Source organism: Streptomyces piniterrae, assembly GCF_005048155.1.
GTDB classification, from domain to species: domain Bacteria; phylum Actinomycetota; class Actinomycetes; order Streptomycetales; family Streptomycetaceae; genus Streptomyces; species Streptomyces piniterrae.
This window is the reverse complement of the sequence record NZ_SUMB01000003.1, coordinates 648,705-662,269: the sequence shown is the minus strand read 5'-3', so window position 1 is coordinate 662,269 and position 13,565 is coordinate 648,705. Positions and strand designations below refer to the sequence as shown.

The following is a 13,565-nucleotide window of genomic DNA, read 5'->3' as shown; positions in this document are numbered from 1 at the left end:
CGTGGGCACAGGCCGCCGCGGCGTGGTCGCGGTACAGGGGAGGCGTGGAGCATGACGAAGCTGCGGACGACATTCATCTGGTGCGGGGTGCTGGGGGTGGGGTCCGCCCTGCTCCTGAGCCTCACCGGAGCCACCGCGATAGTGCCGCCGCTCCACAGCCTCGTCGAACACGGCGGGGCCTCGCAGCTCCTCGCCACCGCCGTCCTCGCCCTCAACACCTGGGTGCTGTTGATGCTGCTCGCCCTCAGCAACCGCAACAGCCGGGAGGCCGCCTCGCTGGCCGCCGCGAAGCCGAGGGGCGGCCTGGGGCACCCGCGTACCGCGGTGCGCGAGGCCCTGGAACAGGTCCGTTCGGTGCGCGGTGCGGCCGATCCGGCGCAGGCCGAGTCGCTGGTCGGCGGCCGTTCCGCGGTCCGCGGCGCACGCGCCGAGACGCCGTACGCGGTGATCCGTGCCCTGGTGTGGGCGCTGCCCGCCCTCGGCTTCATCGGCACCGCCGCGGAGATGTCGCGCTCGATCCGCGGGCTGAGCGGCGCCATGCACGGCACCGCCAACTACGCCGACCTGAGCGGCATCCTGGTGTCCGATGTGATCAGGCCGCTCGCCTCGGCATTCGGCATCACCCTGTTCGCGCTCGGCAGCAGCGTCGTCTGCCATCTGCTGGTCTCCTTCGTGCACACCCGGGAGGAGCGGCTGCTGCTGGAGCTGGACGAGCTGGTCCTCACGCGGCTGTCCGAGGCCGCCGGCGGGGTCGGGTCCCGCCGCGACCTGGCCGCCGAGGCGGAAGCCGCGGAGGCCATGTCCGTGGCCATGCGCGCCGCGGCCAACGGGGTCAAGGAGCTGTCCGGCGAACTGAACCGGCTCAGGACCGAAGCCTCCCAAGTGCGGTTCGATGCACGCGAGGCCAAGCCGGACCGCACCGAGGAGGTCATCCAGCACCTCGGCAACATCGGTGCCCAACTGGGCGCCATCGGCGAGGGAATGGACCGCGACATGGTCCTGACGCCGGTGCGCACCCGGGGCAGGGTCCCCGGCCAGAACGGCTTTCCCGGCGGCCGCGACCTGCCGCCCGGCGGTCCCGGCATGCCCGGCGACCCGGGTGACGGGGTCTTCTGATGCGCGGCTTCGGGGGAGCCGGGGGATTCGGCGGGCGGCGCGGCGGCGAGGACGGCGCGCCGGTGGAGCTGCGCTTCATCGACCTGCTGCTCATCATCATCGCCACGCTGATGTTCCTGGCCGTACTGCTCAGCCTGGTCAGCGCCAACACGCCGGCCGGCCAGCAGCAGGAGACGAAACCACCCAAGGTCGAGATCGCCACCGCCAAGGCGCCCGACGCGCTGGCCGGCTCGCCGTACGAACTCACCCTGGCGGCCGTCGGCGGCGTCGCCCCGTACCACTGGGACCGGACGTCCGGTGACCTCCCCGAAGGGCTGACGCTCACCCCGGAGGGCGTGCTCACCGGGCGCGCGGAGCAGCCCGCCGACGCGCCCGGCGAGGTCCGTACCACCGTCCGGGTGGAGGACTCCAAGGGCCAACGCGCCGAGCGCACCCTGTCGTTGAAGGTGCGCAGGGCGGCGGAGGAGGGGGCCGAGCGCCCGCGGCTGCGGGTCGTCTCCAAGACGGTCGCGGTGCCCGAAGGCAAGAAGGGCGAGGCATATCCGGCACACCGCTTCGCGGCCGACGCGGGCAGCGGTTCGTACACCTGGGAGCCGGCCGGCACCCTGCCCGACGGCATGAAGCTGTCCAGCAGGGGCGAGCTGACCGGCAAACCCGCCGAGGAAGGCATCTTCACCTTCGGCATACGCGTCACGGACAGCACCGGCCTCCAGGCCGAACAGCAGGTCCGGCTGGTGGTCGGCGAGGTGCGCCCGGAGAAGGACAGCGACGTGTGGGACGCGCCCTGGTGGCTGCTCGCCCTGGCTGCGATCGGGTCACTGGTGGTTCTGCAGATCCTGAAGCTGATCTTCTTCGGCCGGCCGCAGCTGGTGGCGAGGGAGGTGCCGGGGATGTTCCGGAGGTGAGGCGGGGCGGACCGGGGAGTGGAGCGGGCTGATCCGGGAGGTGGGTCGACCTGAGAGGTGGGCCGACCAGAGAGGTGAGCCGACCTGAGAGGTGGGTCCGTCGCGCGACGGGTGGCCGGGCTGTCGGGCCGCTGCATCGGACCGGTGGGTCGGGCCGGGGAGTGGGGCCGGTGCGTCGACCGGTGCGTCGAATCGTCGGCAACTGGTGAACAATGGCCGCCCGCACGGGAGTTGGGACGAGGTCCGGCGCCGCCGCGCGGCCGGGACGGGAGCGGAAGATGGCGATCGAGGCGGATCCGCATGAGGGGCTGCGGACCGGAGCCCGGCTGAGCACCGGCCATGAGGTGCGTGAGGTGCGCCGCGGCGGGTTCTCCGAGGTCGGCGTGGTCGAGGGCCGGTACGGCGAGCGGCTCGCGGTGAAGCGGATCCGCGGTGAGGTGCGGGCCCGTCTCGGCAGCGCGGCCGACCGGGCGTTCCTGCACGAGTGCGAGGTCGCGGTGGCCCGGCTCGGCCAGGCGCCGTGCACCGCCCGCCCGGTGCTGGCCATGCCCGCGCTGGAGCAGGTCGAGGACGGTCCGCGGGCGGCCGATGCGGACGGCGCGAAGGCGGACGGCGCGGGCGGCGCCAACGGAGGTGGCGCGGAAGCGGACGGCCGGGTGGCCGAGGTCATCCGGATGGCCCTCGGTCCGGCGCTCTTCATGGAGTACGTGGACGGGCCCGCCCTCGCCGAACTCCTGGCCGCCGGGCGGCTGTCGCTCAGCCAGTCGGCCCGGGTGTGCGGCGGAGTCGCCAGCGCGCTCGCGCACGCCCACGCCGCGGAGGTCTGCCACCGTGACCTCAAACCCACCAACATCCTGCTGACCAGGGCGAACGAGGTGCGCCTCATCGACTGGGGGCTCAGCGGCGCCGGCGAGCTCGCGGACGTCACCACCCGGATCGAATACCTCTCCCCGCAGCGCGTCGAGCGGATGGATCTGGCGACGCCCGCGGACGATGTGTACGCCCTCGGCATGATCTTCCACCAGTGCCTCACCGGGCGTCTCACGGGCCACTGGCCGCTCAGCGAACCGGGCGCCCTGCGCCGGGAGTTGGCCGAGCGCTGCCCGGACGTACCGGAAGAGCTCGCGCACATCGTCGTGGCGATGCTCTCGCCGCGCCCCGAGGACCGCCCCACCGCTCAGGCCATCGCCGACACCCTGCTGCACGACGACATGGCCGGCACCCTGGCGGAACAGGACCTGTACCGGCCGTACTGCCAGGGGTGCGGGTACATCGGCCCGGGGCCGGGGCGGGGCAGGGGCACGGGCGGCGGGACGGCCTGCCCCGTATGCGGGGAACACCTCATCCGACGGGTGGACCGCGCGCCCGCCCCCGGCATGGTGCGGATCCCGGCGGGCCCCTTCATCCACGGCCTGAGCGACTCCCAGGCCCGGTACGCCCTGATCACCGCACGGATGGGGCCGGACGACGACCAGGTCCGCCAGCTCACCGCCGACGGCGGCCCCCGCAAGGTGTTCTGCCGGGTCTTCGACATCGACCGCACGCCGGTCACCAACGCCCAGTACGCCGAGTTCGTCGAGGCCGTCAACTACCCGAAGCCGCAGGGCTTCAGGGAGGTACTGGCCGAGGCGCCCGACCACCCCGTGACATCCGTCAGCTGGCGCGACGCGCTGTGCTACGCCCTGTGGCGCGGCAAGCGGCTGCCCGCCCCGCTCGAATGGGAGAAGGCGGCCCGCGGCGCCGAGGACGACCGGATGTACCCCTGGGGCAGCACCTTCGAGCGCGCCCGCTGCTACGGCCCGCCGGGCGTCCCTCGGCTGCGCAGCGTGGCCACCTCCCCGGTCGGCGCCCTTCCCGCCGGGCAGTCCCCCTGGGGCGTGCTCGATATGACAGGGAACGTCAACGAATGGGTCGCGGCGGGCAGCGTACGCGGCTTCCGCGGGGTGCGCGGCGGCGCCGCGGGCGAACTGCTGGAGGTGTACGGCCTGGTCTCGTACCAGTCCCAGGCCCGCGTCGACCACGCCGACCCGTCCATCGGCTTCCGCTGCGCCTCCGACGTCGGCCACGAGATCGTTCCGTACGACCCGGAGGAGTCGGCGGAGCCGGCGGCGTCACCGGAGCCAGGTGCGCCGACCGGGCCGCACGGGCCCGCCCTCCGCGGCATCCGTGAGTTCCACGACCTGCGCGAGTACCCCGAAAGGTTCCGATCCTCATGACCGGCGAACTTCTCCGCTTTCCCCTGGACGGCGGGGGCGAGGTGACGGTGGAGGCCCTTCCCGACGAGTCGGGCATGGTGGGCGCCTCCCGTGGCGACGGCGCGATCGCGACCGGAACCTCCACCTTCAACCGCGCCCTGGACGGCGTACGGGGCGCCGCCGACGCGGCGCTGCGCAGCTTCAGCTCGCTGGCGCAGCGCCCGGACCAGGTGCAGATCCAGTTCGGGGTCCGGCTGACCGCCGAGGCGGGCGCGGTGATCACGAAGACCGGGCTGGAGGGCCACCTCCAGGTCACCGTCACCTGGTCCGGTGACCGGTCCGGTGGCCGATCCGGCGACTGCACCGGTGACTGCACCGGTGACTGCTCGGGTTCCCACGCCCGCCGGGGGCGCGAGGCCGAGGCGCCCCAAGCGCCGGAGCCCGGACCCGAGCGGCCGGCCTGACCGATGCCCCTCGACGAACTGTCGAACGCCTCCCGCCTTCCTCGCGCAAATGTCCATGTCCGGATCGCCCCGTCGCCCCTACCCTCCACCTCATGACCACCGCATCCCCGCAGCCCGTGGGCCCCGTCGACTCCTCCCGTATCCCGCGCTACGCCGGTCCGGCGACCTTCGCGCGTCTGCCCCGCCTCGACGAGGTGTCCCGGGCCGATGTGGCCGTCGTCGGCGTCCCCTTCGACACCGGTGTCTCCTACCGCCCCGGCGCCCGCTTCGGCGGTAACGCCATCCGCGAGGCGTCCCGTCTGCTGCGCCCGTACAACCCGGCCCAGGACGCGTCCCCGTTCGCGCTCGCCCAGGTCGCGGACGCCGGCGACATCGCCGCCAACCCCTTCAACATCAACGAGGCGGTGGAGAGCGTCGAGGCCGCGGCGGACGACCTCCTCGCCACCGGGGCCCGTCTCATGACGCTCGGCGGCGACCACACCATCGCGCTCCCCCTGCTCCGCTCCATGGCGAAGAAGCACGGCCCGGTCGCGCTGCTCCACTTCGACGCGCACCTGGACACCTGGGACACCTACTTCGGCGCCGAGTACACCCACGGCACCCCCTTCCGCCGTGCCGTCGAGGAAGGCATCCTCGACACCTCCGCCCTCTCCCATGTCGGCACCCGCGGCCCGCTCTACGGCAAGAAGGACCTCGACGACGACGAGAAGATGGGCTTCGGCATCGTCACCTCCGCGGACGTGATGCGCCGCGGCGTCGACGAGGTCGCCGACCAGCTCCGCCAGCGCATCGGCGACCGGCCCCTCTACATCTCCATCGACATCGACGTCCTGGACCCGGCCCACGCCCCCGGCACCGGCACCCCGGAGGCCGGCGGTCTCACCTCCCGCGAGCTCCTGGAGATCCTGCGCGGCCTGGCGACCTGCAACCTGGTCTCCGCCGACCTGGTCGAGGTCGCCCCGGCCTACGACCATGCGGAGATCACCTCGGTGGCCGCCTCCCACGCGGCCTACGAGCTCACCACGATCATGTCCCGGCAGATCGCGGCGTCGCGCGGCTGACCGGACGACGAACCGGACGACGAACCGGACAACGAACCGGACCACGAGCTCGACGACGAGCTTGACGACGACCGGCCCGCCACGACAGTCGTGGCGGGCCGGTCGTCGTACCAGGGGGAACGCGGCCGCTACGCCCCGCCGCTCACCCGCCCCTGCACCAGCCGCGAGAGCGACGCGTGCACATCCTCGACCGAGCGGTGCGGCTGGAAGGACTGCCAGTCCAGCGCGGCGACCAGGACCATGCCGAACAGGGCCGAGGCGGTGAGCTGGATGTCGAGTTCGTCGGTGAGTTCGCCGGTGGCCACCGCGTCCCGCAGGACGGATTCGACGACGGCCAGGGCCCGGCCGCGTACCGACTTCACGGTGGCGCGCCAGGTGCGGTTGGTGCGCCAGAGTTCGGCGGCGTAGAGCTGGGTGAGCGCCGGGGAGCCGGCGCAGAACTCCAGACCGGCCCGGATCATCGCGTCCAGCGCGTCGACCCGGGAGCCGCCCCGTGCCGCGGCCGTCCGCTCGGCCTGCCGCAGTGAGTCGGCGAGTTGGTCGATGCCGTCCCGCAGGAGCTCCTCGTACAGGACGTTTTTGCTGGTGAAGTTGTAGTAGACGGTGCCCTTCGCGACACCCGCCCGGTCGGCGATCTCGTCCACGGTGGTGGCGGAGAAGCCCTGTTCGGCGATGAGGGAGACCGCGGCCTCGAAGAGCCTGCGCCGGGTGGCCTCGCGTCGGCGCCCGGTGGCGACGCGGCGGGGCCCGGTCGCGGCGCAGAGACGAGCCCCGGGGGCGGTGCCGCTGCCGGCACCGCCCCCACGGCCGGAGCGGATGCTCACAGGCTGAGCTCCGGATGCAGATCCTTCATCCGTACGACCTGCCGGCCGCGCGCCGCGAGAGCGGTGAGCGCCAACGCGCCGAGGGTGAAGGCCGCCAGGACCGCCGAACCCTGCCAGACGATGGCCGTGTCGCCGCCCGTGATGAGCCGGCGCAGACCGTCGACGACGTAACTCATCGGCAGGAACGGGTGGATGGCGACAAAGAACCCCGGGCTGGTCTGCACCGGGTAGGTGCCGCCCGCCGACGTCAGCTGGAGCATCAGGATGACCAGGGTGAGCACCCTTCCGGCCGGTCCGAAGTACGCGCTCAGCAGCTGGATGATGGCCGTGAAGCAGGCCGTGGCCAGCAGCAGGAAGCCGATCGTGCCGGCCGAGCGGGCCATCTCCAGGCCGAGGCCCCAGTGGAGTACCGCCATCAGGGCCAGCACCTGTGCCACACCGACCGCGAACGCCGGCAGCCAGGAGCCGAGCGCTATTCGCCAGCCGGGCGCGCCGGCGGCCAGTGCGCGCTTGCTCAGCGGGGCGAAGAGCATGAACGCGACCATCGCGCCGACCCAGAGGGACAGCGGTATGAAGTACGGCGCGAGGCCGGTGCCGTAGTTGGGCGCCTTGTGCATCGACTTGGCGGCCAGCTCGACGGGGTCGGCCATCACCTCGGTGCGGGCGTCGCGGTCTTTCTTGTTGTAGTCCGGGATCTTGGCGACGCCGCTCTCCAGCCCGTCGGCCAGCTGGTTGGTGCCGTCCTTGAGCTTGAAGAGACCGCCGGTGATTTTGTCGGCGCCGTCCTTGGCGGTGCCGACGCCGGTGTGGACCTTGCCCGCGCCATCGGCGACCTTGCCTGCGCCGTTGGCCAGCGCGGGCAGCGCGTCGGCGAACTGGCCGGCGCCCCGGGACACCTTCTGGGCACCGTCGTTGAGCGCGTTGATCTTGGCGATGGCCTTGTCCGCGCGGTCGGCGATGCCCGGAGCCTCCTGCGCGACCATCGTGGCAACCTGGTGCAGGTTGCGCAGTTTGCCGTGCAGCTCCTGGAGGTCCAGCTTGCCGATGGCGCCGTTGACCTTCTCCGCCGTATCGGCGGCCAGCGCGGTACCGTCCGCGATTGCCTTCAGCTTGGGGCAGTCGGGATCGGTGGAGATCAGTCCGCCACAGCGGCTCTGGTAGAGCTCCGCGGCGTCGTCGGCGTTCTGGCGGGCCTGGGTTGCGGCCTTTTCGGCGTCCCCCGGCAGCTTGCTGAGAGCCTCGTCGAGCGTCTGGGTGAGGTCGGCGACGACCTGCGCCTTCTCGCCGATCTCCTTGCCGTGCTCCCTGAGGTAGGGGAGGTCCTTCTTGGCGATGCCCTGGACCTTCTCGGCGAGCTGCTGCGTACCGGCGGCGACCTGGCCGGCGCCCTGGCTGAGCTGCCTGGCCTTGGTGGCGGCCTCCGTGGTGCCCCTGCTCACGTCCCCCGCGCCCTTGCTGACGGCGCCGGAACCCTCGCCGAGCTTGCCGAGGCCGTCGGCCAGTTCGCCGGTCTTGTCCTTGGCGGTGCCGAGTCCGTTGTCGATGTCGGTGGCCCCGTCGGCCGCCTTCTGCGTCTCGTCGTGCAGGTCGGAGAAGGACACGAAGATCTTGTCGAGGAAGGCCCGCGACGACTTCGCCGAGGTCTTGGCGCGGATCTCGGAGAAGACGGTCTTCGATATCGAGCCGACGATGTAGTTGTTGGCGTCGTTCGTACGGACCTTGAGCGCGCCGGTCTGCGGGTCGTCGCCGGAGCTGGAGGCGATCCGCTTGCTGAAGTCCTTCGGCACGGTCAGGGAGAGGTAGTACGTGCCGTTCTCCAGGCCCTTGGCGGCGTCGGCGCCACTGACCTCCTCCCAGTGGAAGAACTTGCTGTCCTTGACGTTCTCGGCCAGTTCATCGCCCGCGGTGATCTTCTTGCCGTCCGCGGAGGCGCCCTGGTCGTCGTTGACGAGGGCCACCGGGATCTTGTCCAGGCGGCTGTAGGGGTCCCAGAAGGAGCAGAGGTACAGGGCTCCGTAGAGCAGGGGGATCAGCATCAGGGCGACGAGGCCCAGTCGGGGGAGCTTTCCCCTGCCGAAACGCCTGAGCTCAAGCGCGGCCAGTTTCGGCGAACGCATGCGCTGCTTCCTCCTCGTGGGTGTCGGCCGGGCCGTTCGGGCCGGGGGCGGTCGTGTCCTGGGTGGTGGATCCGGTGGTGTCCTGGGCGCCGGAAGCGGCGGTGCCCTCGGCGTCGCGACGACCGGTGCCGTCGGCGCCGGTGGTGCCGGCCTGCGCGGTGCGGACGATCAGGGCGTCCGACGGCGCGTCGCTGCCCGCGGCCACCACGGTGGTGCCGGCCAGCGCGAGGTCCCGCAGCAGCTGCCAGGCCAGGGCGCGTTCGGCCGCGGACAGCTTGAGGTCGACATCGTCGACGGCCAGCAGCCGAGGCCCGTGCATCACGGCGAGCGCGAGCGAGAGTCGCAGCGCTTCGAGGCGCTCCAGATCACGGACCGGCGTCCGCAGCCCCTTGGGCAGGGTCGTGGGGTCGAGCCCGACGGCCGCCAGTGCGGTGTCGATCCGCGCGCGGGCGGCGTCCTTGTAGCGACGGCTCCACGGCAGGGAGCCGCTCAGCGAGCCGCTGAGGCGATGGCCCAACAGGGCCTGTTCCTGGAGGTGTTCACCGGCCGTGAGGGCCGGTTCGAGGTCGGCGACGCCCGGTACGTGTGCGATCGCGGTACGGCCGCGCACCGCTCCCATCCGCTTGGGCAGTGGGAACCCGGCGACCGTCGCAGTCCCCTCGGTGATCCGCATCCGGCCGGTGAGCGCGAGCAGCAGGCAGGTACGGCCGGAACCCGAGGGGCCCTGTACAGCGATCAGCGACCCCGGTTCCGCGGAGATGTCGACACCTCTGAAAGCCCATCCCCGCGGGCCCTCGACTCCGATTCCCGTGGCGTTGACCGCCGCCCCCTGACGGGTGGTGTCCACAACACCCCTCCTTTGATCTGACTAGTCAGTCTAAAAGTGTGCCGTAAGTGCGCCCCTATTGGCCAATCGGAGCGATTTGGCGCCCGCCGGGGCCCGCCGTCGGCGGCTCGTGGCTCCGGCGAGCCCCTGCGAAGGGCGCGGGTGCCGACTTAAGGTGCCCTCACGGAGGAATCGATGGATCGCGCCACGAGTCACTCGATGAATCGCCCGGCGGGCCGCCCGGTAGGCCGCCCGTCGGCTCGTTCGACGCGCCCGGCCGCTCGTCGCTCCCGCAGGCTGGCCGCCCCGCTGATCGTGGGAGTCCTCGTCGCGACCCTCGCGCCGGCCTCGGCGCCGGGGGCGGGGGTGCCGCCACGGCCGGCGGAGGCCGAGGCCGTCGCTCCACACGCCGCGCCGGGGCGGTGCGCGAAGGATGCCGACACGGGGACCGGCGGCTATCGCGGCCGGAACGACGGCTGGACGGCGACCGCCACCCGCATCAACACCGCGGACAGCCATCACGCCTTCGTCGGCAACGGCTATCTCGGGCAGCGGGTGCCGCCCAACGGTGCCGGATACGCGGCCCCCGGCGGCAAGACCGGCTGGCCGCTCAAGACCCCGGAATACGACGGGTCGTTCGTCTCCGGGCTCTACGCCAAGGGGCCGAAGAGCGTCCAGGACAGACAGGCCATCGCGGCGATCCCCACCTGGACCACGCTCGACGTCACCACCGGCGGCGGCCGCTCCGAGACCTTCTCCTCCGCCATCCCGCCCGGCCGGATCTCCCACTACCGCCAGACGCTCTTCCTGCGCTGCGGATTCGTCCGCACCTCGCTGACCTGGACGGCCGCCGACGGCCGCGCCACCGATCTGGTCTATGACGTCTTCGCCGACCGCAACGACCCGCACACCGGCGCCGTACGGCTGCGGATGACGCCCCACTGGAGCGGCTCCGCGACCGTCACCGACGTCCTCGACGGGCGCGGCGCCCGGCGGATCTCGCCGGCCCCCGGCGCCACCGGCGCCAGCCCCGGCGCCAAGGGCACCGGCAGCACGATCGACGTGGCGTTCCGGACGGACGGCACAAAGACCGAGGGCGCCGTCGCCTCCACCCTGCGACCCGACCCCCAGGTCCACGCCGTACACGCCCAACAGACCCAGCGTGCCGGGGAATTGGGCAACCGGCAGAAGGTGACGTTCCCGGTCCGCAGCGGCCGCTCCTACGAACTCACCAAGTACGTCGGCGTGGACACCGCCCTCACCTCCCACACCCCGCGTGCCACCGCGAACGCCGCCTCGCGCCGAGCCGCCGCCCGTGGCTGGGACGCCCTCTTCGCGCGGCACTCGGCGGCCTGGCAGCGGTTGTGGCGCAGCGACATCGTGGTGAACGGTCACCGCGACCTTCAGTCCTGGGTGCGCGCGGCGCAGTACGGACTGCTGTCCAGCACCCGCGCCGGCGGCGCCAACAGCATCGGACCCACCGGCCTGACCAGCGACAACTATGCCGGCGAGATCTTCTGGGACGCCGAGACCTGGATGTACCCGGGACTGCTCGCGAGCCATCCGGTACTCGCCAAGTCGGTGGTCGACTACCGCTACCGGACCCGGGCCGGCGCCCGTGCCAACGCCGAGAAGCTCGGCTACGACGGGCTGTTCTACGCCTGGACCAGTGGCCGCAAGGGCGATCTGTGGAGCGAGTGCCACAGCTGGGACCCGCCGCACTGCCGGACCCAGAACCACCTCATGGGCGATATCTCCCTCGCCACCTGGCAGTACTACCTCGCCACCAAGGACACCACCTGGCTGAAAGCCCGCGGCTGGCCGGTCCTCAAGGGCATCGCCGCGTTCTGGGCCTCGCGGGCCACCCGCAACGCCGACGGGAGCTACTCCATCAAGAACGTCGCCGGGCCGGACGAATACAGCAACGGGGTCGACGACGCGGTGTTCACCAACGCCGGTGCCGCCACCGCGCTGCGGCACGCCACCCGCGCCGCCGCTCTCCTCGGCGAGCCGGTCCCGGCCTCCTGGAAGACCATCGCCGACAAGCTGCGGATCCCCTATGACACGCGGCGCGGCGTCTTCGAGCAGTACGCCGGATACCGCGGCAGCACCATCAAGCAGGCGGACACCGTGCTGCTGATGTACCCGCTCGAATGGCCGATGCCGCAGCGGCGGGCCGCCGACACGCTCGACCACTACGCCGCCCGCACCGACCCGGACGGCCCCGCCATGACGGACTCGGTGCACGCCATCGACGCCGCCGGCATCGGCGAGCCGGGCTGCTCGACCTACACCTATCTGCTGCGCTCCATCAAGCCGTTCGTCCGCGGGCCGTTCGTGCAGTTCTCCGAGGCGCGCGGCCACAAGGCGGGGGCGGGCGACCCGCTCGCCGGCAAGCCCGCGCAGGACTTCCTCACCGGCAAGGGCGGCTTCCTGCAGACCTTCACCCACGGCCTGACGGGCCTGCGGCTCCGCGAGGACCGGATCCGGCTCGACCCGATGCTGCCGCCGCAGCTCTCCGACGGCGTCACCCTGCGCGGACTGCACTGGCAGGGCCGGACGTACGACATCGCGCTCGGTGCGCACGAGACCACCGTGCGGCTGACCGCCGGCGCTCCGATGCGGATCGAGTCGCCGGAGGGCGAGAAGGTCGTGAGCCAGGGCGTGCCCGCCGTCCTCAAGACCCGCCGCCCGGACCTCGACCGGACCGCCAACGTCGCCCGTTGCCGGACGGCCAGGGCGACCTCCGAGGAACCCGGCCTGTACGCGGCCGCCGCGGTCGACGGCAAGGGCGCCACCGCCTGGGTGCCGAACGCCGCCACCGGCACGCTCACCGTCGACCTCGGCCGGACCACCACGGTCGGGCAGATCACCCCGCACTGGAACGCGACCCGGCCGCAGTCCCACCTCGTGCAGGTCTCGCAGGACGGAAGGCACTGGTACGGCACGGGTTACGACGGCCGGATGCCTGCCCGGTACGTACGGGTCACGGTCCACGGCGCCGCCGGCGCCAAGCAGCACCCCGGGATCGCCGAGCTGACGGTGGCCGATCCGCCCGCGAAGTGACCCTTCCGCCCGTCCCTGGGCGCCTGCGCCCCCATGCCTCGGCCCAATGCGCTGCGTTGAGCGCCGCCTGTCAGCTTCCGGTCGGCAGGCGGTCGTACGAGCGGAAGGTGTAGAAGGCCGTCGCCGATATTTTGCTCTGCCCGGAGGGCGCGGGGAGGCCGAGCCGCCTGTCGACCAGCTTGCCGAGCGGGCCGCAGCCGTACGAGCGCGGTGCGGCGAAGGCCGTGTCATGCACCGCGAACCTCAGGATCGGCGGCTCCTTGGAGACCCACTCCGTGGTGCCGTCCTGGAGGAAGCGGAGCTTCACCGGATCGGCGTCCGCACCGATCGTGCAGTGCTCGTCCAGCATCGGGTGCTGGAGCCGGAATTTCATATCGAGCGCGCCTCGGTGCACGCCGTCCGAGTAGAAGTCGGAGAAGCCGGCGTACTGCGGCAGCAGCCGCAGCGCGCCGCCGAACGGCGCGGGAGCGTTGTCCACTCGCGTCGGGCCCGCGCGCAGGCCGCCGAAGACCTGGCCCTTGCCGCCGTCCGGCAGGGGGCCTTCGGCGTTGGTGGCGGCCATGGGGGCGAGGGTCCTTATGTCCAGCGCGCCGAGCTTGATGCTGCTGTGCATGACGAACACCTCGCACCGCCACTTGGCGGGGTCGGCGCCCGCCGGCAGCGCCGGGCAGTCCCGGAAGTCGAACAAGGCGGGGTCCGCGCCGCAGCCCGCGGTGGTGCGGGCGGTCGACGGCATGGACGCCGCGGCGGTCGTGGTCGTACCGGCGATCAGGGCGGCGGCGGTGCCGCCTGCGAGTGCCACCGCGACGCGGCAGCGAGTCCGTTGCTTCATGTCACTCAGCGTGACCTCCGCGTGGCTCGGATCCATCAGGGATGTCCCCTACACACCCCTGAGTCGTCCCCGATACCGCCTCAGGGCCCGCCCCTGATTCCGGACCCGATTTACGGCAGGAGTGTTGCAGCGGGATGAAATCCGCCCGCGACAGCGTTG

10 protein-coding genes are annotated in these 13,565 nt (G+C 72.3%); 6 read left to right on the top strand and 4 right to left on the bottom strand.

Features of this window, described 5'->3' with window-relative positions:
• Positions 1-51 precede the first annotated feature (51 nt).
• The 5 genes from FCH28_RS11610 (at position 52) to speB (ending at position 5,741) form a co-directional block, all read left to right on the top strand.
• Positions 52-1,116, top strand: a complete 1,065-nt coding sequence (locus tag FCH28_RS11610; protein WP_136739726.1) for a MotA/TolQ/ExbB proton channel family protein — start codon at positions 52-54, stop codon at positions 1,114-1,116.
• Positions 1,116-2,021 carry an Ig domain-containing protein gene (locus FCH28_RS11605; protein WP_136739725.1) on the top strand — a complete coding sequence of 302 codons (906 nt, stop codon included), beginning with the start codon at positions 1,116-1,118 and terminating at the stop codon, positions 2,019-2,021. Before FCH28_RS11610 ends, FCH28_RS11605 begins: the two co-directional genes overlap by 1 nt.
• A gap of 278 nt (positions 2,022-2,299) precedes the next feature.
• A complete protein-coding gene (locus tag FCH28_RS11600) occupies positions 2,300-4,237 on the top strand; it encodes an SUMF1/EgtB/PvdO family nonheme iron enzyme (RefSeq protein WP_169314121.1) in 1,938 nt (645 codons plus the stop codon).
• Entirely contained in the window at positions 4,234-4,680 is a 447-nt protein-coding gene (locus tag FCH28_RS11595) for a CU044_2847 family protein (protein ID WP_187363811.1), read from the top strand. The genes FCH28_RS11600 and FCH28_RS11595 overlap by 4 nt, the downstream gene beginning before the upstream one ends.
• Before the next feature lie 92 nt (positions 4,681-4,772).
• Positions 4,773-5,741 carry an agmatinase gene (gene speB, locus FCH28_RS11590; protein WP_136739723.1) on the top strand — a complete coding sequence of 323 codons (969 nt, stop codon included), beginning with the start codon at positions 4,773-4,775 and terminating at the stop codon, positions 5,739-5,741.
• Between the two features lie 128 nt (positions 5,742-5,869).
• On the opposite strand, the gene FCH28_RS11585 is transcribed toward speB, so the two are convergent.
• The 3 genes from FCH28_RS11585 to FCH28_RS11575 are packed head-to-tail and all read right to left on the bottom strand — an operon-like array spanning position 5,870 to position 9,529.
• Positions 5,870-6,565 (bottom strand): TetR/AcrR family transcriptional regulator, encoded by a 696-nt coding sequence (locus tag FCH28_RS11585; protein ID WP_136739722.1) that lies wholly within the window; start codon positions 6,563-6,565, stop codon positions 5,870-5,872.
• The gene (locus tag FCH28_RS11580; protein WP_136739721.1) at positions 6,562-8,682 is read right to left on the bottom strand and encodes a YhgE/Pip domain-containing protein; all 2,121 of its coding nucleotides are present in this window, start codon (positions 8,680-8,682) and stop codon (positions 6,562-6,564) included. The genes FCH28_RS11585 and FCH28_RS11580 overlap by 4 nt, the downstream gene beginning before the upstream one ends.
• A complete protein-coding gene (locus tag FCH28_RS11575; protein ID WP_136739720.1) occupies positions 8,654-9,529 on the bottom strand; it encodes an ATP-binding cassette domain-containing protein in 876 nt (291 codons plus the stop codon). The genes FCH28_RS11580 and FCH28_RS11575 overlap by 29 nt, the downstream gene beginning before the upstream one ends.
• Before the next feature lie 198 nt (positions 9,530-9,727).
• Between FCH28_RS11575 and FCH28_RS11570 the strand changes: the two genes are divergently transcribed.
• Positions 9,728-12,574, top strand: coding sequence for a discoidin domain-containing protein (locus FCH28_RS11570; protein WP_187363810.1), 2,847 nt, complete (start codon positions 9,728-9,730; stop codon positions 12,572-12,574).
• A 70-nt stretch (positions 12,575-12,644) separates the two neighbouring features.
• Here FCH28_RS11570 and FCH28_RS11565 read toward each other — a convergent pair whose 3' ends face one another.
• Positions 12,645-13,406: a hypothetical protein gene (locus FCH28_RS11565; protein WP_246102657.1), complete on the bottom strand. Its 762-nt coding sequence runs from the start codon at positions 13,404-13,406 to the stop codon at positions 12,645-12,647.
• Positions 13,407-13,565: the final 159 nt, after the last annotated feature.